Source organism: Corynebacterium callunae DSM 20147 (assembly GCF_000344785.1).
Taxonomy (GTDB): domain Bacteria; phylum Actinomycetota; class Actinomycetes; order Mycobacteriales; family Mycobacteriaceae; genus Corynebacterium; species Corynebacterium callunae.
Map to the genome: position 1 here is coordinate 1,833,199 of NC_020506.1, position 19,007 is coordinate 1,852,205.

The 19,007-nt window shown below is 52.0% G+C and carries 20 protein-coding genes and 1 riboswitch; of the genes, 7 read left to right on the plus strand and 13 right to left on the minus strand.

Annotated features, from left to right (window positions below):
• Positions 1-135: 135 nt before the first annotated feature.
• Together tsf and rpsB are read right to left on the minus strand one after the other, a co-directional pair.
• The gene (gene tsf, locus H924_RS08660; protein ID WP_015651581.1) at positions 136-963 is read right to left on the minus strand and encodes a translation elongation factor Ts; all 828 of its coding nucleotides are present in this window, start codon (positions 961-963) and stop codon (positions 136-138) included.
• Between the two features lie 222 nt (positions 964-1,185).
• Positions 1,186-1,977 (minus strand): 30S ribosomal protein S2, encoded by a 792-nt coding sequence (gene rpsB, locus H924_RS08665; RefSeq protein WP_015651582.1) that lies wholly within the window; start codon positions 1,975-1,977, stop codon positions 1,186-1,188.
• Between the two features lie 430 nt (positions 1,978-2,407).
• On the opposite strand from rpsB, the gene H924_RS08670 reads away from it, so the two are divergent.
• Complete coding sequence (locus tag H924_RS08670; RefSeq protein ID WP_042392640.1) at positions 2,408-2,851, plus strand: M23 family metallopeptidase; 444 nt, start codon at positions 2,408-2,410, stop codon at positions 2,849-2,851.
• 1 nt (position 2,852) lies between these two features.
• Here the strand turns inward: H924_RS08670 and H924_RS08675 are convergent, their stop codons facing one another.
• From H924_RS08675 to H924_RS14585, 9 genes are all read right to left on the minus strand, one after another.
• Complete coding sequence (locus H924_RS08675) at positions 2,853-3,800, minus strand: tyrosine recombinase XerC (protein ID WP_029703258.1); 948 nt, start codon at positions 3,798-3,800, stop codon at positions 2,853-2,855.
• Between the two features lie 165 nt (positions 3,801-3,965).
• Positions 3,966-5,153 (minus strand): DNA-processing protein DprA, encoded by a 1,188-nt coding sequence (gene dprA / locus H924_RS08680; RefSeq protein WP_015651585.1) that lies wholly within the window; start codon positions 5,151-5,153, stop codon positions 3,966-3,968.
• Complete coding sequence (locus H924_RS08685) at positions 5,153-6,676, minus strand: YifB family Mg chelatase-like AAA ATPase (RefSeq protein WP_015651586.1); 1,524 nt, start codon at positions 6,674-6,676, stop codon at positions 5,153-5,155. The genes dprA and H924_RS08685 overlap by 1 nt, the downstream gene beginning before the upstream one ends.
• On the minus strand, positions 6,663-7,031 hold the full coding sequence (locus H924_RS08690) for a YraN family protein (RefSeq protein WP_015651587.1): 369 nt from the start codon (positions 7,029-7,031) through the stop codon (positions 6,663-6,665). The genes H924_RS08685 and H924_RS08690 overlap by 14 nt, the downstream gene beginning before the upstream one ends.
• A 170-nt stretch (positions 7,032-7,201) precedes the next feature.
• Positions 7,202-7,507 carry a DUF2469 domain-containing protein gene (locus H924_RS08695; protein WP_015651588.1) on the minus strand — a complete coding sequence of 102 codons (306 nt, stop codon included), beginning with the start codon at positions 7,505-7,507 and terminating at the stop codon, positions 7,202-7,204.
• A complete protein-coding gene (locus tag H924_RS08700; RefSeq protein WP_015651589.1) occupies positions 7,504-8,172 on the minus strand; it encodes a ribonuclease HII in 669 nt (222 codons plus the stop codon). The genes H924_RS08695 and H924_RS08700 overlap by 4 nt, the downstream gene beginning before the upstream one ends.
• Before the next feature lie 27 nt (positions 8,173-8,199).
• A complete protein-coding gene (lepB, locus tag H924_RS08705; protein ID WP_015651590.1) occupies positions 8,200-9,003 on the minus strand; it encodes a signal peptidase I in 804 nt (267 codons plus the stop codon).
• A gap of 147 nt (positions 9,004-9,150) precedes the next feature.
• Entirely contained in the window at positions 9,151-9,879 is a 729-nt protein-coding gene (locus H924_RS14580; RefSeq protein ID WP_245533858.1) for a PDZ domain-containing protein, read from the minus strand.
• Complete coding sequence (locus tag H924_RS14585) at positions 9,876-10,718, minus strand: S1C family serine protease (RefSeq protein WP_245533859.1); 843 nt, start codon at positions 10,716-10,718, stop codon at positions 9,876-9,878. Before H924_RS14585 ends, H924_RS14580 begins: the two co-directional genes overlap by 4 nt.
• A 304-nt stretch (positions 10,719-11,022) precedes the next feature.
• Here H924_RS14585 and H924_RS08715 point away from each other — a divergent pair, with 304 nt between their 5' ends.
• The gene (locus H924_RS08715) at positions 11,023-11,943 is read left to right on the plus strand and encodes an ABC transporter substrate-binding protein (RefSeq protein WP_015651591.1); all 921 of its coding nucleotides are present in this window, start codon (positions 11,023-11,025) and stop codon (positions 11,941-11,943) included.
• Positions 11,944-12,104: 161 nt separating this feature from the next.
• On the opposite strand, the gene rplS is transcribed toward H924_RS08715, so the two are convergent.
• Entirely contained in the window at positions 12,105-12,446 is a 342-nt protein-coding gene (rplS, locus tag H924_RS08720; RefSeq protein ID WP_015651592.1) for a 50S ribosomal protein L19, read from the minus strand.
• A gap of 222 nt (positions 12,447-12,668) precedes the next feature.
• A riboswitch (TPP riboswitch) is annotated at positions 12,669-12,782 on the plus strand.
• Between rplS and H924_RS08725 the strand changes: the two genes are divergently transcribed.
• The 5 genes from H924_RS08725 to H924_RS08745 all read left to right on the plus strand — a co-directional run bounded on the left by H924_RS08725 (position 12,782) and on the right by H924_RS08745 (position 16,659).
• Complete coding sequence (locus H924_RS08725; RefSeq protein WP_015651593.1) at positions 12,782-13,459, plus strand: thiamine phosphate synthase; 678 nt, start codon at positions 12,782-12,784, stop codon at positions 13,457-13,459. (Overlaps the previous riboswitch by 1 nt.)
• Positions 13,456-14,601: a glycine oxidase ThiO gene (thiO, locus tag H924_RS08730; RefSeq protein WP_015651594.1), complete on the plus strand. Its 1,146-nt coding sequence runs from the start codon at positions 13,456-13,458 to the stop codon at positions 14,599-14,601. Before H924_RS08725 ends, thiO begins: the two co-directional genes overlap by 4 nt.
• Complete coding sequence (thiS, locus tag H924_RS08735; RefSeq protein ID WP_015651595.1) at positions 14,598-14,795, plus strand: sulfur carrier protein ThiS; 198 nt, start codon at positions 14,598-14,600, stop codon at positions 14,793-14,795. The genes thiO and thiS overlap by 4 nt, the downstream gene beginning before the upstream one ends.
• Position 14,796: 1 nt before the next feature.
• A complete protein-coding gene (locus tag H924_RS08740) occupies positions 14,797-15,579 on the plus strand; it encodes a thiazole synthase (RefSeq protein ID WP_015651596.1) in 783 nt (260 codons plus the stop codon).
• Entirely contained in the window at positions 15,580-16,659 is a 1,080-nt protein-coding gene (locus H924_RS08745; RefSeq protein ID WP_015651597.1) for a ThiF family adenylyltransferase, read from the plus strand. It abuts the gene before it with no gap.
• A gap of 76 nt (positions 16,660-16,735) precedes the next feature.
• On the opposite strand, the gene H924_RS08750 is transcribed toward H924_RS08745, so the two are convergent.
• Entirely contained in the window at positions 16,736-19,000 is a 2,265-nt protein-coding gene (locus H924_RS08750) for a Tex family protein (protein ID WP_015651598.1), read from the minus strand.
• Between the last annotated feature and the right edge of the window lie 7 nt (positions 19,001-19,007).

Sequence of the window (19,007 nt, forward strand, 5' to 3'; positions counted from 1 at the left end):
TGGAGTGCGGGCAACTCTGGACAAAACTAACCCCACGCATCCAAGAAAATTGATACGTGGGGAAAGTTGATTTAATCTGTGCCGCGGAAGTTAATCAGCTTCATGCACAGAATTAGATCTTTAGAGGCTTAAAACTTAAGCCTGGCCAACCTCAAAGCGTGCGAAGGAGGTGACGGTAACGCCAGCCTCGTCCAGCAAAGCCTTAACGGTCTTCTTGTTGTCAGCTACGGAAGCCTGTTCGAGCAGAACGTTCTCCTTGTAGAAGCCATTCAGACGACCCTCAACGATCTTTGGAATAGCCTGCTCTGGCTTTCCTTCTTCGCGGGTGATCTGCTCAGCGATGGAGCGCTCCTTCTCAACAACCTCAGCAGGAACATCTTCGCGGGTGAGGTATGCAGCCTTCAGAGCAGCAACCTGCATTGCAGCCTGACGAGCAGCAGCCTCAGCAGCTTCACCTTCGCCGGTGAAAGCAACCAAAACGCCAACTGCTGGTGGCAGGTCAGCGGAACGCTGGTGCAGGTAAACTGCGGTCTGGTCGCCCTCGAGGGTGACTGCGCGACGAAGCTCAAGCTTCTCACCGATCTTTGCGGAGAATTCCTGCAAAGCCTTGTCTGCGGTCTGGCCGTCAAGGTCAACAGCTGCCAGCTCTTCCTGAGAGTTAGCCTTTGCAGCAGAAGCAGCGTCAGCAACCTTTGCAGCGAATTCCTTGAATTCTGCGTTCTTAGCAACGAAGTCGGTCTCGGAGTTAACCTCGATCATGGTGTTGCCGGAAACTGCAATAAGACCCTCGGTAGCGTTGCGCTCAGCGCGCTTTCCGACGTCCTTTGCGCCCTTGATGCGCAGGATCTCAACAGCCTTGTCGAAGTCGCCAGCGGACTCCTCAAGTGCCTTCTTGCAGTCAAGCATGCCGGAACCAGTGAGTTCGCGGAGCTTCTTAACATCCGCAGCGGTGTAGTTCGCCATTAGGGGGCGATCCTCCTTATGTATGGATAATTAATGCTTTACAAGCCTAGGTTAGGGCACAAAGGCCCTACCCGCCCGTCTAAAAGCAGATGGTACATGCAAATTTAGTTTGACGTAGCGGGGTGGCTGCCCAAAAAGCCCCCACAGCGTGAAATTTTATAGTTAAAGTTCCATCGTCGTGGGGGCTTGGTGGTCAGCAAAACTGTAGCGGTTTACAGCAGCTTATTCAGCTGCGGTCTCCTGCTCAGCCTCTGCCTCAGCAGCAGGTGCTTCTTCAGTCTTAGCCTCGCCTGCAGCTTCCTTAGCAGCTGCTAGCTGACGCTCTTCGCGAGCCTTCTTGCCCTCTTCCACAGCGGTGGAGATGACGCGAGAAAGCAGTGCGGTGGAGCGGATTGCATCGTCGTTACCAGGAACTGGGAAGTCGACAACATCTGGATCACAGTTGGTGTCCAGAATTGCAACAACAGGGATGTTGAGCTTGTGAGCTTCAGCAACCGCGATGTGCTCCTTGTTGGTGTCAATGATCCACAGTGCGGAAGGCACGCGGGTCATCTCAGCGATACCGCCGAGGACGCGCTCAAGCTTGATGCGCTCACGGGTAAGCATGAGGATTTCGCGCTTGGTGCGACCCTCGTAGCCGTTCTCAGCCTCATCCATCGCCTGAAGTTCCTTCATGCGGTTCAGACGCTTGGAAACGGTCTGGAAGTTGGTGAGCATACCGCCGAGCCAACGGTGGTTAACATAAGGCATGCCAACGCGGTCAGCTTCAACCTGTACAGCTTCCTGAGCCTGCTTCTTGGTACCAACGAAGAGGACAGTTCCGCCGTGAGCGACGGTCTCCTTGACGAACTCAAACGCCTGGTCAATGAAGGTCAGGGTCTGCTGCAGGTCAATGATGTAGATGCCATTGCGCTCGGTGAAGATGAAGCGGCGCATTTTTGGGTTCCAACGGCGGGTCTGGTGGCCAAAGTGCACACCAGCGTCGAGAAGCTCTCGCATGGTTACAACTGCCATGGTAAGCCCCTTTCATTAAGTCTAAGGGTTTCGGTTTTGGAAATTTGTGCAGGTTTTTATCCTGCACCCTAGCGATGGTTTCCCAGTTCAACACCCTAAAGTTCAGTGAACTTTCGGGACCTAGTTGTTCCAGAGTCGTAGAAGTTTAAAGTTCCGCAACGCCATCGCGCGTAGTCAATGGTTTTATTTGTTTCTTTACTGAGAAAGATTCAATTAAGACACACTGCTAGGGACAGTTTACATACTTTAGGCTGCCAGCCAAAACCTAGATGGAATCACTGTGGATAACTTCAGTCAGGTGTCAATATCTTTATTCACTTCTTTAACTTTCTCCACAAGCTCTCCACACAGCAGATCTCACCATTGAAATATTGGGCACACTACATTCATGCAACCAACTCAACGGATCCCATTTCTGGTTTTTGTTCTTATGTTTTTGTGGATACAGATCCCTACCGTCGCTCTTGCTTATGTCAGTCCGGCCATAGGGGAACCCCGTGCCGGATTAGTTTTGCGCAGTTTTGAGAAACCTGAGCAAAATTGGCTGCCAGGCCATCGCGGTGTTGACCTCTCCTTAGATATTGGCGACCCAGTGATGACAGCCGGAGATGGAGTTATTGCTTTTAGCGGAATTGTGGTTGGCACTCCCACTATCTCAATTGACCACCCCGATGGTGTGCGTACCACCTACCAGCCTGTTCATTCCCACGTCTCAGTGGGCCAAGTCGTTTCAGAAGGAGAAATAATTGGAACTCTCGGCCACCCCACCACCGCTTTCTCCGGGCTACAGTGGGGTGCCAAAGTCGGCGAGGATTATCTCAATCCAATTTCCCTTTTACCGAGACCAACCATCAGAATCAAGCCGTTGAGCTAGATTAGGCGCGTGGATGAGCGTTCTTAAAGGCCTCCAAAAGGCGCTTATTGCTCACATGGGTATAAATCTGTGTGGTCTGCATTGAAGAGTGTCCGAGCATTTCTTGAACTTGCCTTAAATCTGCTCCCCCATCTAATAGATGCGTAGCAGCGGTATGCCTTAAAGAGTGTGGAGAAAGATGCTCGGTGCCAGTAATTTGTGAAGCTTTATCCACAATGCGCCTTACTTGACGAGCATCAATCCGCTGTCCCCGAATTCCTACAAATAGTGCATCACTGTCTTTGGCAATCTCTGTACGCACCTTTAACCAATGTTCAAGAGCGGTGAGAGCAGCGCTGCCAAATGGAATAACCCTTTCCTTATTACCTTTGCCCAATACTCGAACCATCTGCCGCTTTTGATCGATGTCTTTAACATCCAATCCACACAGTTCCGCCACTCGCATTCCTGTGGCATAAAGCAATTCTAAGATTGCGCTATCTCGGAGAAACTCTGTTTCCGTGGCAGATCCAGCATTTCCCACAAACCTGCCAGCCTGTTCTTCACCCAAAACCTTGGGCAATGCCCTCGTCACTTTTGGCGAGACCAGACGCGCAGCTTCATCTGAATCAAGGTAAGAATTTTTAACTGCCCATTTGGAAAATGCTTTAACAGCTGCTGTACGACGCGCCAATGTGGCGCGTGATTTGCCCGCCGTAACGGCTTCACCGAGCCACGCGCGCAGGTTATTGAGAAGAAAACTGTCTAAACCTTCAATGAAGTCAGCCAAGGAATAAAGATCAGATCGATACCCTCGCACCGTCGCCGGCGATCGCCCCAGAACCAATTCGAGAAAGTCGCAAAAATCATCAATCGCGATTATTAACTGCGAAGATTCTCTATTTTGTGAAATGCCAGAAGGTGACGCGTCCCGCCCGGAACGCGCCACCTTCTTTTCTGACTCACCCATAGTGCTCACCCTAGTACCCAAGCTCCCGAGGCGGGAAAACTTAAACACACATTAATCAAGGAACCAGCCCGAACCTTGAAGAAATCTACTTAGGCTTGCCTCACCTACACTAGCGAGGGTTCTAAAGGTGCGCAACCCTTTTTGGAAAAAAATTCAGCACTATTTTTAACCAACCACGCCATCCGACTTAGGGGCTCGCTTCCAATCGGTACCATCTCGCAGAATAAGTCCTCTTCGCTGCAATTCCACTAGTAAATGAATAACCAAGGCTAAAGGTAATCCTGCATCTGTGGCCACCTCCCCCGCTTGCCTGCCGATTAAGTTAAGCGCATCAAAAACTCTTAACTCATTTCTGCTCAGTCCTTGTATAGGGCTGGCGGAAAAGTTGAGCTCATATTGTTCGTTAGCATCGAGTGATCCAATCGCACCAAGCAAGGAGCGCACGTCATCTCCACTAGTAACCATCTGTGCGCTGCCATTTTTTATCCTTTCATGACAGCCCAATGAACCGGCTGTGGTCACTGGACCAGGTACTGCCATAGGTACTCTGCCCAGTCCAGCACACCAGCTCAAGGTATTTAGTGCTCCTGATCTCCAAGCTGCCTCCGTAACCACTGTTCCTTGAGAAATTGCCGCAACGAGCCGGTTTCTCGTCAAAAAGCGGTGTCTTTGCGGCGGGGTACCTGGAGGGTACTCACTGGCTATCACCCCAGAATCCGAGGCTGCGATCCTTTCAAAAAGGTCCTTATTGTGCGCTGGATAGGAACGGTCAAGCCCGCATGCTGCAATCACAACTGTGGATCCACCACCCCTTAAAGCTTCAGAATGTGCAACAGTATCCACGCCCAAAGCTCCACCCGACACGATGGTCCACTGATGGGAAACCAAATTGTTGGTAAATTGCTCTGTTACTTCGGTGCCATAGTGGCTGATTGCGCGAGTTCCCACAATGGTTACCGATTGCGCGCTTAAAGCTCCTAAATTCCCTCCCCTAATCCACAGTGAATGCGGTCCTACTGCATCTTCTTGATAGGTGCGTACATGGTCACTCATCCCCGAGGCCGCAAATCCAAAGGCGTGATCAAATTCTTCGCGCGGCCACTCAGCATCCTCGGCGGTAATTAACCTGCCACCCAAGCGTTTAATAATTTCTAGATCTTTATGCGCGGTATCCCAGGTGTGGCGTGATTCAGTTTCACGTAAAAGTTGGGTGCCAATCCAAGATTCTCGCTGCTTAATTCCGCTGGCTATCTTCTCCGCTTCGTGCCCTTGCGCAATAAGCTGATTAAGGTGAGCATTTGGGCCTTCTACCACCCGGGATAGATAAGCCCAGGCCTCTAGATTCTTATCCATTATGCAGCTCGTTTCATCACAGCACGGCCACGTAATTCAATCGCTTGGGCGACATGATCCAGATTGGGCTGCTCGGTGCCAGCCAGATCACTGAGGCTCCAACTCAATTTCAGCGCTCGATCCACACCTCGTTGAGAGATACTGCCCTGTGCCAAAAACACTCCCAGGTAAGCCATCGCATCTTCGGTAGCGGGAAATTCACGACGTAATTGATGCGGATCTACATGAGCATTTATCCGAGCGCTTAACCCGGCGCGGGTCCACCGAGCAGCAGCACGCTCCCGAGCTGCTGCCACTCTTTCAGCAATCGGAGCAGAGGGCTCGGTATCTGCACTGTGCAAAATTGATCCTTGAGAATGAGTTCTTACCTGGATGTCGATTCGATCACGCAGCGGACCAGAGAGGTTATTAAGGTAGGTCGCGCGGGCTGCACCAGAACACGTGCATTTTTGAGGCTGTTCTGCTCCACACCTACAGGGATTGGAGGCCAAAATTAATTGAAACTTTGCCGGGAACTCTATTTGCTGTTTTGCCCGAATTAAACGGACAGTGCCACATTCCAAAGGAGTCCTTAGAGTATCGAGGGTTGCGGCAGGGATTTCGCTGGCTTCGTCAAGGAACAACACTCCGTGGTGAGCCAAGCTGACAGCTCCGGGCAGCGGGTTTCCAGCTCCCCCTCCCAATAAGGCGGCACGGCTCAGGCTATGGTGTGGGGCTACAAAAGGAGCGCGCACAATTGGGCCATTGAAAGTTTTTCCAACCACGGAATGTACTGCCGTTGCTTCAATTTGCTGAGTCTTAGTCAGTGGTGGCAATAGGCCTGGTAGACGCTGCGCAATCATGGACTTTCCAGAGCCAGGTGGGCCCAACATCAGCATATGGTGACCACCCGCAGCGGCTACTTCTGCAGCAAAGCGTGCTTGAGATTGTCCCACTACATCTCGCATATCGGGTTGTTTTTCTGCCTGCGCGGGTGGATAAAACCCCACGTCATCAAGTTGGGCTTCGCCATATAGCCAAGCCTGAACCTCAAAAATCGTAGATGCCACCAGCACGCGTGGACTATCGACCAGCCCGGCTTCTAAGGCATTTCCAGCAGGGATAACTACGGTGGGGATTTCCTCACGTCGCGCAGCCAAAAGTGCAGGCAAAACTCCGGTTATCGGAATGAGTGTGCCGTCGAGCGCAACCTCTCCAAGGAAGAGGCAGTGCTCGGCTTTTTGTCTCACTCCGGCATCTTTGCTTTGAGAGGCCAGCACGCACATGGTCATGGCGAGATCAAAGTGAGAGCCATGCTTGCGCAAAGATGCTGGCGATAAGTTGATAATCACCTTGGTTTTAGGCCACTGCAGGCCACTATTTTGTACTGCGGTTTTGATACGATCGCGTGATTCTGAGATGGCAGCATCGGCAAGTCCCACAATGTAGGTGCCTGGTAAGCCAGGTCCGATATTTGCTTCAACTCTAACGATTGTTGCATTCACCCCGGTTTGAGCAGTGGTTAGGGTTCTAGCGAGCGCCATGATCGACTCCTTCATAAGAATCAATCTCAACCTCACCGGTGAAAGCATCCATTTGTACTACAAGAACATCAAACCGCAGGTTGAAATAAGGCTTGCCCCTAAGCCAGAGCGCAGCGGCTTTTTTGATTCGCGCCATTTTGCTGCGCCCCACCGCTTCAGCCCCGCCAAATGATTCACCCCGGCGCGTTTTCACCTCAACAAAAACCACTGTTCCATCAGGTTCTTGGACGATAATGTCGATTTCGCCATTTGGGTAGCGGAAATTTCGCTCGAGTATTACCCCTCCCCTGGATGAATAATGGCTGGCTGCAATATCTTCGCCAAAAGCTCCGAGCTGTTGTTGTGATGTGGTCATGTAGTCCCCCGTGTGCTGGTTTTATCTGATGTGATTCAGATTCAACCTGCTAGGACACCACTGCCACAAGGACATGACAAAAGCCCCTGTGCATAACTGTGTTTTCCAAAGCCAAAGGCTTTAGTTATCCACAGTCAGCCATATCAGGGGCTTGACAATTAGCGGAAAAACTATTCCGGCATCAAAATATCGGGCTTGTCGAGTTCTTCGATATTGACGTCCTTGTAGGTAATAACGCGGACATAACGCACAAAGCGCGCTGAGCGGTACATATCCCAGACCCAAGCGTCAGACATACGGACCTCGTAATAGACGTCATTGCCACTGTTATGAGGGATAAGTTGGACGGCATTGGCCAGGTAAAAGCGGCGTTCCGTCTCTACAACATAAGAAAACTGGCTCACTACATCGCGGTATTCGCGGTAGAGCGATAGCTCGACTTCTGCCTCGTAATTGTCGAGTTCTTCAGCGCTCATGCTTCACCTTCCGTCGTTTCCCTACTGGAACTTTGCAGCCACTGCTGATGCGCTGCAACTACATTTGCATAACTATATCTGTGCTGTGGACTTGCGCCGTGCTGGCGCACCGCATCCATATGAATCTTAGTGCTATATCCTTTGTGGATTTCTAAACCATAGTGCGGATAATCCAAGGCCATCTCCGTCATAATGTCATCGCGAGTTTGTTTAGCGAGCACACTGGCTGCGGCTATACAACGTGCACTGGCATCACCTCCGATTACCGGCAAATGTGGCATGGCAAAGCCAGGAACGCGCATGGCATCGGTCAACACATATCCTGGGCGCACGGAAAGTTCGGCCACTGCGCGCCTCATACCGGAGATATTGGCATGTTGGATGCCAAAACGGTCAATATCAGCCGCTGAAATTAAAATGACGGACCAGGCTAGCGCATGTTTTTTGATGACCGGCATTAACTTTTCACGAGTAGCTGCAGAAAGTTTCTTAGAATCAGTTAATTCAGCCAGTTCCGCGATAGGTTGATCCGGCAAAATACAGGCGGCAATTGAAATCGGGCCACAGCAAGCCCCGCGGCCTGCTTCATCAACTCCGGCAACGGGCCCTAGCCCGTTGCGCGACAAGGTGACCTCGAAGGTCCGCAGCTGCTTTAAGCGCCGCATAACAGGGGCACGTCGAGAAGCATCTTTTTAACCCTGGATGTCATAATCCGCAACGCCACCGATGCGGCTAAATGGCAGGACGATCGCTTGGACCTTGCCCTTAATATTTTCCTCCGGGATGGTGCCCTGGTACTGATCACCCAGGTGGTAGCGCGAATCCATGGAGTTGGTGCGGTTATCACCCATCATGAAGTAATTGCCCTCTGGCACGGTAATCGGGCCAAAATAGTTGCCACCGCACTCGGTGGAACCAGAAGTCTCATCAATGGGATACTGCGCCGGCTGCAAGGTGTAGCTATCATCTACTTCCTTGCCGTCAACCATGATTCCAGGGTCGCCCTCTTGGCAGGAAACAGTCTGGCCGCCCTCTGCAATAATGCGCTTAACCAGGTCATTTTCATCAGGTGCAACCAAGCCAACATAAGAGCCGAGGTTCTGTAGACCACGGATGACAGAATTTTCCGAGCGCTGGGTAGTAAAACCAACATTCCAGGAATCGGTGCCCTTAAATACAACGACGTCACCGGGTTCAGGATCGCTGAAATAATAGCTGACTTTTTCCACCAAAATGCGGTCGCCAGTGCAGCCCTCACAGCCGTGCAGCGTTGGTTCCATGGAGCCACTGGGGATCATGTACATGCGACCAACAAAGGTCTGCAACACAAAAATCAAGGCCAGAGTCAGGACTACAACAACTGGAATCTCGATATACCAAGGAGTTGGTGTGGATTCCTTTTTGGATTTTCCAGCACCTCTACCCCGTCGCGAGCCTGCGCCAGAGTCAGGTTGGGTGGGGTCCTCAGCATTTGATGCACTCGAAAAATCACTCACGAGGATTCACTCTAGCAGCACCTTTCACGTCTTAAGGGCGGAGCCACTCATCCGAGGCGGGAAAATTTCCCGTGGTTACACCGGAAAACCAATGCGCTTTTCGACGAGTGACTGCCGCACCATTCAGGTACCTTCAGGTTGATGCTTTTAGAGGAATCGGAAACTTCCGGCGATTGTTTCCAGCACAGTGGTCAGCTCATATTCGCTTTGCAATTGCACAATGAGCACCAGCGTTCCGGTGACCTCATAATCTTGGGTGGCCAGCACCGCTAACGTTGTACCTGCACAGTCATATTGGACATAGTCTCCGCGATAGTAACCATCATCCCATGGCCCTTGGTCTGTCGGATTACAACTGCCAGATGCATCAAATTGCTCCATCGCAGCTGCAGTTGTGAGGGAGGGGTCAGTTCCCATCAACATCAAACCAGGAACATCATAGGAGCTGTAGAAGGCTTCAAGGTCTGGCGCAGCTGCAAGCGAACTCCAATTGCGGCCACTGTCATCCACAAAGGCGCTACCATCAACTTCCGCCCATTCAACAGGAACGGTTACAGCGATGCTATTGGAGTCATCGCTCAGATCTACAGTGTCTCCGCTATATCCTTCGGCAGCGACGGCTGCAGATCCGTCTGTGACATTTTCTCCTGTTACTTCCAGCTCACGGCCGTTAATTTGACCAGCCATCAAAGAACCATCAGAAGGGCGCAAAATCTCCACGTCCATGGTGCCATCGCTGCCGTGAGTATCAAGCACCTGGCAATAACTTGCCAGTGTTCCTTGATCGCCAACACTAACGCCAGCTAGCTTCAGAATCAGGTCACCGGGTTTAATGCCAGCCTTATCTGCAGGACCACCTGGTTCTACCGAGCTCACCCACACTCCGAAGAATTCTGGATCACCGCTGTCCCATGCCGATGCGTTAATTCCGATTGAAGATATCCGTTCACCATTTTTAGGCCTTCAAAAACTTTTTGAACTTCATCACGGTGAATTGCAAAGCTATAGTCCAGGGAATCATCACCCGCGTAGTTCACACCTAGAACCTTGGCATCCGAGGTGACCAGTGGTCCGCCTGAGTTTCCACCACGAATGCGTGCATCATGTTCAATAACCTGGTCCAGCGAAGCCCATAGGGTATCAAATTCAAAATCAGCTTTTGAGACGATGCCGCGAGTTAGAGTGAATTCCTCCGCAGCACCGACCGGATAGCCAGCAGAAAATACATCAAGACCAGTGGTGATATCGCCTTCATACCATTCATAATGTGGCAAATCATCGACATCGAGCTGCACTACAGCCAAGTCGAGACATTCTGAGGCACCTAGAACTTTGACGCTTGCTTTTTCTTTTCCATCTTCACCAAAAGTTGCATCCAGCCGGCCTGCTCCAACCACCACGTGGTTATTGGTGATTGCGATTCCAGAGGAATCGATGATAAATCCCGAGCCTTGCCATGCAGCTTCTGATGCCGTTGTTTGACCAGGTTCAATAAACGTGCCTTGACCACTTATTCGAATGGTGGCGTCCACAATATTGTCAAAGCCAACTGCCGAAATAGATGCGCTTTGCGATGCTTCCACGGTGTTACTAGTTGTGGTTTCATCCGAGGAGGAAGAGCAGCCAGCCAAGAAAATGCTGAGGGTGCCGATGATTACGCAACCGGCCTTAAGTTGCCTTCTATTAACTCGGTCTCTTAGAAATTTTCGTGCCATGACGAGCTCCTAGTTCCCTTGAATGCCCGCTGCGAAGCGACGAAAAACTCAAGATTTCACGCCATTGTGTGCGGGGCAACAGAATCGATAAATAGGAACTAGCAGTGTGTTAATGCAGATACAGCACTTAAGGGAAACAGGTTTTTAAGGTTTTTTCTTAACAGTTAAATCTAAGTGAATTGATAGAAATTCTACTATATTTTTCCCCAAAACTATATAGCTCTTTTTATGCCCCCTCGATTTCAGAGGTATTTATATAAACTTCAATTGACATTTCGTTTTAGGTAAGGCTAACTTTCTTAATATGCAAAAGAACATTAGCCGTCGCTCCTTCCTGGGTGCGATGATCGGAGCTTCCGCCCTCGTTGTCGCAGCCTGCGCCAATAGCTCGAAAGACTCCACAGCTTCTAGCTCCACCACAGCAACTACCGACACCGAACAGAAACAGCGCGTTGTAGCCCTTAACACGGGGCAATTGGACAACCTGCTCAATCTTGGCATCTTGCCAGTGGGTGTCGCTGCAGCTAAAAATGCAGATCTCATCCCACAGTTCCTCCGAGAGCGTTTTGGCGATAAATTTGACCTTGATTCTATTGCTGATTGTGGATTACGCGCAGAACCTGATGTTGAGGCGATTGCAGCCCTTAACCCCACCCTCATTTGTGCAAACTCTCGCGCCGAGGAAACCGTGCTAGAAAAACTGCGGGCAATTGCGCCTGTAGTCACAGGTGCCGGAGGTGGCGAAAACTGGAAAGAAGATTTGGTCACTATCGCGGCTGCCGTAAATAAAGAAGCGGAAGCAAAAAACCTGCTCGCCGCTTATGAGGCAAAAGCTGCCGAAGTCGCAGCTGCTCAGCCAGCAACTCCCCCAACGGTCTCTTTCCTCCGCACCAACGATGATGCTTTCCAAATGTATGGCCTGGAGTCAATGACTGGAACTGTGGCCGCAGATTGTGGTTATGGACGCCCAGCCGCTCAGCAATTTACCGACAAAGCTGGTCATGACCTTTCTGCCGAACTCCTTGCTGAAGCCGATGCTGACTGGATCTTCTACGGTGTCCAAACTGGAGCCCCAAGCCCGGTAGATACCGCACTATGGCCTTCACTGACAGCCGTGCAAAATAATAAGGCCGTAGAAGTTGATTATGACCCCTGGTTTGTTAATGCTTCTCTCGTTTCTGCCGAGATCATCCTCGAGGGTCTTAGCTCCACTATCAAAGCTTAATTAACTCGCTAAAAAGCCCTTGTACACTTCCGCTGAAATGTACAAGGGCTTTTTAGCGGGCAAATTGCAGGATAAAGATGGGAAAACCCCCTAACTCACACGCTAGGTGAAAGTTAGGGGGCAGGTCAGCGGGGTTTAATTCCGCAACCAAGCGATAATAATTATCGCTTCTCCTTGATGCGGGCAGCCTTACCGCGCAGCTCGCGCAGGTAGTACAGCTTGGCGCGACGAACGTCACCACGACGGATGACCTCGATCTTCTCGATGTTTGGGGAGTGTACTGGGAAGGTACGCTCAACACCGATGCCGAAGGAAACCTTACGGACGGTGAAGGTTTCGCGAACTCCGCCACCCTGGCGACGAATGACAACACCCTTGAAGAGCTGGGTACGGGTGTTGGCACCTTCGATAACCTTGACGTGAACGTCGAGGGTATCGCCGGGACGGAAAGCAGGAACGTCGTCGCGCAAGTATGCGGAATCGACCTTATCCAAAAGGTTCATAAAAAATCCTTTGACTAGTAGGGAAAGAGGACCCTGGCGGCACTTCCCCTTTTGGGGCGCTCGGCCGGTTCGTATCCGTTTCAATTATGCGCCGCTGCTACCTGTCCCCCATTACTGCGGGATACGTAGAGTCAACCTAGGTATTCTTTCACATTTACCCCCGATTGACAAACCCAATGCCATACCCGTTGACAAAATAGCTTCCACCGACTTAACTGGCTGCCACTACCCCACGGGTGCCCAAAGCATTGGGCTGAGATTGTGCACTACTGCTGCGCCGGACCGTCTGAACCTGTCTGGTTAACACCAGCGAAGGAAGTGAGGACTTCATAGTTGTGCCTATTCAAAATTCCCCTACCCCACTTGACCTGCGATGTTATGTGGTCACCGGCAGTGGATCCCCTGAACATATTGTGCGTGTAGCCCAAGAAGCCGCAGCAGGTGGCGCGGGTGTTGTGCAGGTGCGCTCCAAACCTATAACCGCCCGCGAGCTGCTGGAATTGGGTGAAAAGGTGGCAACCGCAGTTGCGCTTGCCAATCCGGACACCAAGACGCTTATCGACGACCGCCTCGACGTTGCAGCTATTTTAATGCGCCGCGGACTCCCCGTTCACGGCATCCACCTTGGTCAAAGCGATATTCCAGTTGCAGCTGCTCGTGAATTGCTTGGAGCTGGTGCCATCATTGGGCTAACCACCGGAACCGCCGACCTAGTACACGCTGCCAATGAATATGCCGAGATTATTGATTACATCGGCGCTGGCCCATTTCGGCCAACTCCCACCAAGCAATCGGGACGGCCACCACTCGGATTTGATGGTTACCGAGAACTAGTTCAGATTTCCAAGCTCCCCATTGTCGCCATTGGCGATGTCCAACCTGCAGATGTCTTCGAGCTAGCTGCTACCGGAATTGCTGGTTGTGCCATGGTACGTGCCTTTATGGAGGCGGAATACCCCCGCAGCATTTCAGAAAGCGTAATCACCCAATTTATTGCAGGATCACAAGCATGAATGATCAGGCAATTGTTATTGGTGGCGGCATCATTGGGCTGAGCACTTGTTTTGAATACCAAGAGGCCGGTTTTCAGGTCACGCTTATTGATCGCGATCCGATCTCCGGAGCCACCCAACATGCTGGCGGCATGTTAGCTCCCATGTCAGAGGTGCAATATCAGCAATCTGAGCTGCAAGGATTAATGAAAGCCTCGGCACGGCTCTACCCAGATCTCATTCGTCGAGTACGTCGCCACACAGATCTGCCCACCGGTTATCGAACCAACGGCACCTTATTGGTCGGAGCAGACCGAGCCGATGCCACCCACTTGGGAAATCTGCTGCGCCATATGGAATTTGAGGATGCCGCAGTAGATCCCCTCACGATTCGAGAAGCTCGTGCCTTGGAACCAGCTCTTTCACCACGCATCTCCAAAGCCCTCAGTATCGAAGGAGATCATCAGCTTGATCCCCGACTTTTTGCTAGAGCCTTATTGGACGCAGTTATCAGCCGGGGCGCTGAGCTGATTCAAGATTCAGTGTTGTCTATTGACGGCCACAACCCCTGCCGGACCTTGACTTTGGCCTCGGGGGTGAGGGTGGCGTCGAAAAGCACTGTTGTTTTAGCGGCGGGCCTGGGGGCCGCCAAGATACCGGGCTGGTTTAGTGCTAAAAATCCGCTGAATCTCAGGCCGGTTTATGGCGATATCATGCGGGTTCGAGTGCCGGAATCAATGCAACCATTAATTTCGAAGGTGGTGCGTGGCTTCGTGGAGGATCGCCCTGTTTATCTCATTCCACGCGAGGACGGCAGCTTAACTATTGGTGCGAGTAGCCGCGAGGACAGCCCGCAACCGCGTACCGGTGCAATCCATGACCTGTTGCGCGATGCAATTCGCCTAGTGCCTGGCATTGCAGATACCGAATTTATGGAGGCTACCTGCGGTGCGCGTCCCGGCACCCCGGATGATATGCCCTATTTGGGGCGGGTGGGATCCAACCTGATTATTTCCACCGGCTATTTCCGGCACGGCATTCTTTTAGCGGCACTGGCTGCCAAAACTGCCGTTGACCTCACGCTCGAGAAGCAAACGCTGACTTATATTAATGCCTGCAATCCACTGCGGCATGCTCCTGAATTTTCAAGGATGACACCATGATCACTTTCACCCTTAATGGCACCACCACCTCCCGTGAAGTCACCACTGTGGAGGAATTAGTACAGCAACACGTTGGCACCACCGAGGGTGTAGCTGTGGCAATTAATGCCACAGTATTGCCCCGTTCGCAGTGGTCACAGCCACTTTCCGCGGGCGCTAACGTAGATATTCTCAGCGCCGCGCAGGGAGGTTAAGATGCTCACAATTGCCAATAAAACCTTTGATTCCCACCTCATCATGGGTACTGGTGGTGCTTCTTCTCAAGCGCTTTTAGAACAATCACTTAAAGCTAGTGGCACCCAATTAACCACGGTTGCCATGCGCTATCACCATGCCACTGCATCTCAAGGGGAATCAATCTTTGAGCTGCTTAAACGCCTTAACATTGATTTACTTCCCAATACCGCAGGTTGTCGCACGGCTCGTGACGCAGTGCTTACCGCTCAGCTGGCCCGCGAGGCTTTACAAACAAATTGGGTCAAAGTAGAGGTCATTGCGGATGAACACACCCTGCTTCCCGATACCACTGAACTTTTAGAGGCCTGTGAGTTGCTGGTTGATGATGATTTCACGGTCTTGGCCTACACCTCTGATGATCCAGTGATTGCTCAGCGCCTCGAAGATCTCGGAGTTTCAGCCGTTATGCCCCTGGGATCTCCCATCGGCACCGGGTTGGGAATCCTCAATCCGCACAATATTGAACTCATCACCAGCCGTGCCGCGGTACCAATAATTTTGGATGCGGGTATCGGCACAGCCTCCGATGCAGCTCTAGCCATGGAACTTGGTTGTGATGGTGTGCTTTTGGCTTCTGCTATCAATCGTGCTGAAGATCCCGTGGCCATGGCTCAAGCAATGGCCCATGCTGTCACCGCGGGACGCCTGGCTGCTGGCGCGGGTCGGATTCCCAAACGTGAGCACGCGGTAGCATCCTCCAGCTTTAGTGGCTTGGCATCGTGGTCTGAGCAGGTGTTATAAATGGCTTTGCCCCAGGCAGAACTTAAAAGAACAGCCCGCCACCTCTCCCTCCCCGGGTTTGGCATCGAGCAACAAGAACGCCTCCACAATGCTCATGTACTGATGGTTGGCGCTGGCGGATTGGGTTGCCCGGCTTTACAGTCGCTTGCAGCAGCAGGTATTGGCACCATTACCATTATTGATGATGACACCGTGGACTTAAGCAATATTCACCGCCAGATCCTCTTTGGTGCCGCGGATATTGGAAAGCCCAAGGTTGAGGTGGCAGCTGCGCGCCTGCGTCAACTCCAACCCGGTATCACCATTAATACGCTGCAAGAACGCCTCACCGTGGACAATGCCGTTGAACTTATTGCAGCAGCAGATATTGTGCTGGATGGCTGCGATACCTTTGCCACCTCTTATCTAATTGCCGATGCCGCCGAGCTCACCGGAACTCCCCTGATCTGGGCCACAGTGCTGCGTTTTCATGGCGATCTAGCCCTCTTCCACTCAAGCAACACACAGCGCGGAGTGGGGCTAAGAGACCTCTTCCCCACCCAACCACCAGCGAATTTAGTACCAGATTGTGCAACAGCCGGAGTACTCGGTTCCACCACTGCAGTGATGGGTTCTTTAATGGCAACCCACACCATCGGGTTTTTAGCAGGTCTAAATGGCATCACCCCAGGCACCTTGCTTAGCTATGATGCCTTCCCTGCCAACACCCGCAGCTTCAATATTTCCGCTGACCCGGCGCGAGCAATGGTCACCCGCCTCGCCCCACATTATGGAGCCCCACAGTGCACAGTTAAAACAGATTTTTTGGAGCGAGTGCGCAGCGGTGAATTCCTGGCCCTTGATATTCGGGAGAAGCATGAGGTGCTGATCAATGATCTGCCTGCTGATATCCCCACGGTTAAGTTGCCACTCAGCCGCATTAGCACCGCAGAGCAGGTCAATACAGCGATCGGCACTCACCAAAAAGTGCTGGTCTACTGCGCCTCTGGGGTGCGCAGCGCCAAGTTCATCAAGGATTTCCAACACCTTAATGCTGAGCTTTTTAGTTTGCCCGGCGGTGTCAACGCCTTAACTACCTAGGCTTTGCGACGCCGCCTCGGCGCCTGCCACCCACCGTGTGCTGGCGGGAGGCGGGGCGAGTGGGCGTCGACAAGCGTTATTTTAGACCGGCACGGCGCAGGGCTTCTGCCATGGAACCTGCAGCGGCCGGTTGGCGTTTTTCGCTGCGCTTCGGTGCGGAGGTCTGCGGTTTCTTTTTAGGAGCAGCAGCGCCGGGTTCATCATTAAGGCGCAGGGAAAGGCCGATGCGCTTGCGCTCTACATCAACTTCCATCACTTTCACCTTGACCACCTGGCCCGAGCGAACCACCTCGTGGGGATCGCTGATGAACTTATCGCTCATCGCGGAAACGTGCACCAGGCCGTCTTGGTGAACTCCGACATCCACAAAGGCGCCAAAAGCTGCCACATTGGTAACGGTACCTTCCAAAATCATGCCGGGCTTAAGGTCAGAGATTTTCTCCACACCTTCTTTAAAGCTTGCGGTCTTAAATTCTGGGCGCGGGTCACGTCCAGGTTTATCCAGCTCAGCGATGATATCGCTAATAGTTGGCACACCAAAGCGCTCATCAGCAAACTCTGCTGGCTGCAACTTTGAAAGCACCGCAGTATTTCCAATTAGCCCTGCTACCTCCAGGCCAGTTTTTTCGGCGATGCGGCGCACCACCGGATACGCCTCGGGGTGCACGGCAGAGGCATCCAAAGGATCCTTGCCACCATTAATGCGCAGGAAGCCAGCACATTGTTCAAAAGCCTTTGGTCCCAGGCGGGGCACCTTATTAAGTTCTTTGCGGGAGTTAAAGCCTCCGTTTTCATCGCGGTAGCTCACAATATTCTGCGCCAAGGTGGAGGTCACGCCAGCAACTCGGCTTAACAATGGTGCAGAAGCAGTATTGAGGTTCACGCCCACTGCGTTTACTGCATCTTCTACTACGCCATCAAGGGTCTTGGCGAGCGCAAATTGGTTAACATCGTGCTGATATTGGCCCACACCAATGGCCTTGGGGTCAATTTTTACCAGCTCAGCCAAAGGATCCTGCAAGCGGCGAGCAATGGAGACAGCACCGCGCAAGGAAACATCCATATCTGGGAATTCTGCTGCTGCCAGCTCTGAAGCTGAGTAAACCGATGCACCGGATTCTGAAACAACAACTGGAGTGGGTCGCTTGCCACCTGCAGTCTTAATGAGGTCAGCCACTTCGCCGGCTAGCTTTTCAGTTTCGCGGGAGGCGGTGCCATTGCCAATTGCCATGAGCTCCACCGAGTGGGTGGCACAGAGGTTGGCTAGTTCTTGGACTGCATCCTGCCAGCGGTTTTGGGGTTGGTGAGGGTACACAATGGTGGTTGCCAGTGGCTTGCCGGTTTGATCCACCACAGCTACCTTCACACCATTGCGAAATCCTGGGTCCAAACCAATGGTGGCGCACTGACCAGCAGGTGCTGCCAACAAGACATCACGCAGATTGGTGGCAAAAATATCCAGCGCACCCTCCTCGGCCTTTTCTTTTAGGCGCATTCGCACATCAAGTCCGGAGGAAACATAAAGCTTGGTGCGCCAACCCCAGCGCACAGCCTCTGCCAACCAGCTGGAAGTATGGGTATCAAGCTCAAAACGCTGCGCAATCATGCCTTCATAAATGGAGTCATCGCCAGCATCCAAGTTCAGGCTCAACACACCTTCATTTTCACCGCGCAGCAATGCCAAAATTCGGTGGGAAGGCAAGGATTTAAAAGGCTCATTAAATTCGAAGTAGTCCTTGAACTTGGCGCCTTCAGTTTCTTTACCTTTGACCACGCTGGCACCCATGGAACCGGTGCGATACATTTGCTCGCGCACCTCGCCCACCAAATCTGCATCCAGCGCAAAACGGTCAATCAAAATGGCGCGGGCGCCCTCAAGCACCTTTTTAGAATCTTCAAATCCCTCAGTCTTAAAGGCCTCTGCTACAGCTGCGGCCTCAGCACCTGGGTTTTTAATAAGCTTGTCGACGAGTTCCTCAAGGCCTGCTTCCCGCGCGATATCCGCTTTGGTTTTGCGGCGCTTTTTGAATGGCAGGTAGAGATCTTCGAGTCGAGCTTTGGTGTCACAATCTAAAATCAGCGCACGCAGATCATCGCTGAGTTTTCCTTGTTCCTCAATCGCAGCCAGGATTGTCTGCTTACGATCCTCCAGCTCACGCAAATAGGACAGGCGTTCTTCGAGTTCACGCAGCTGTGTGTCATCCAAGCCGCCGGTGACCTCTTTGCGATAACGAGCAATAAAAGGAACAGTATTACCTTCGTCCAAGAGCTTAATTGTGGCTTGGACTTGTTCTTCTCTTACGGCTAGTTCGCGGGCAATCTGTGCAGAAATTAATGACATTTAGCTA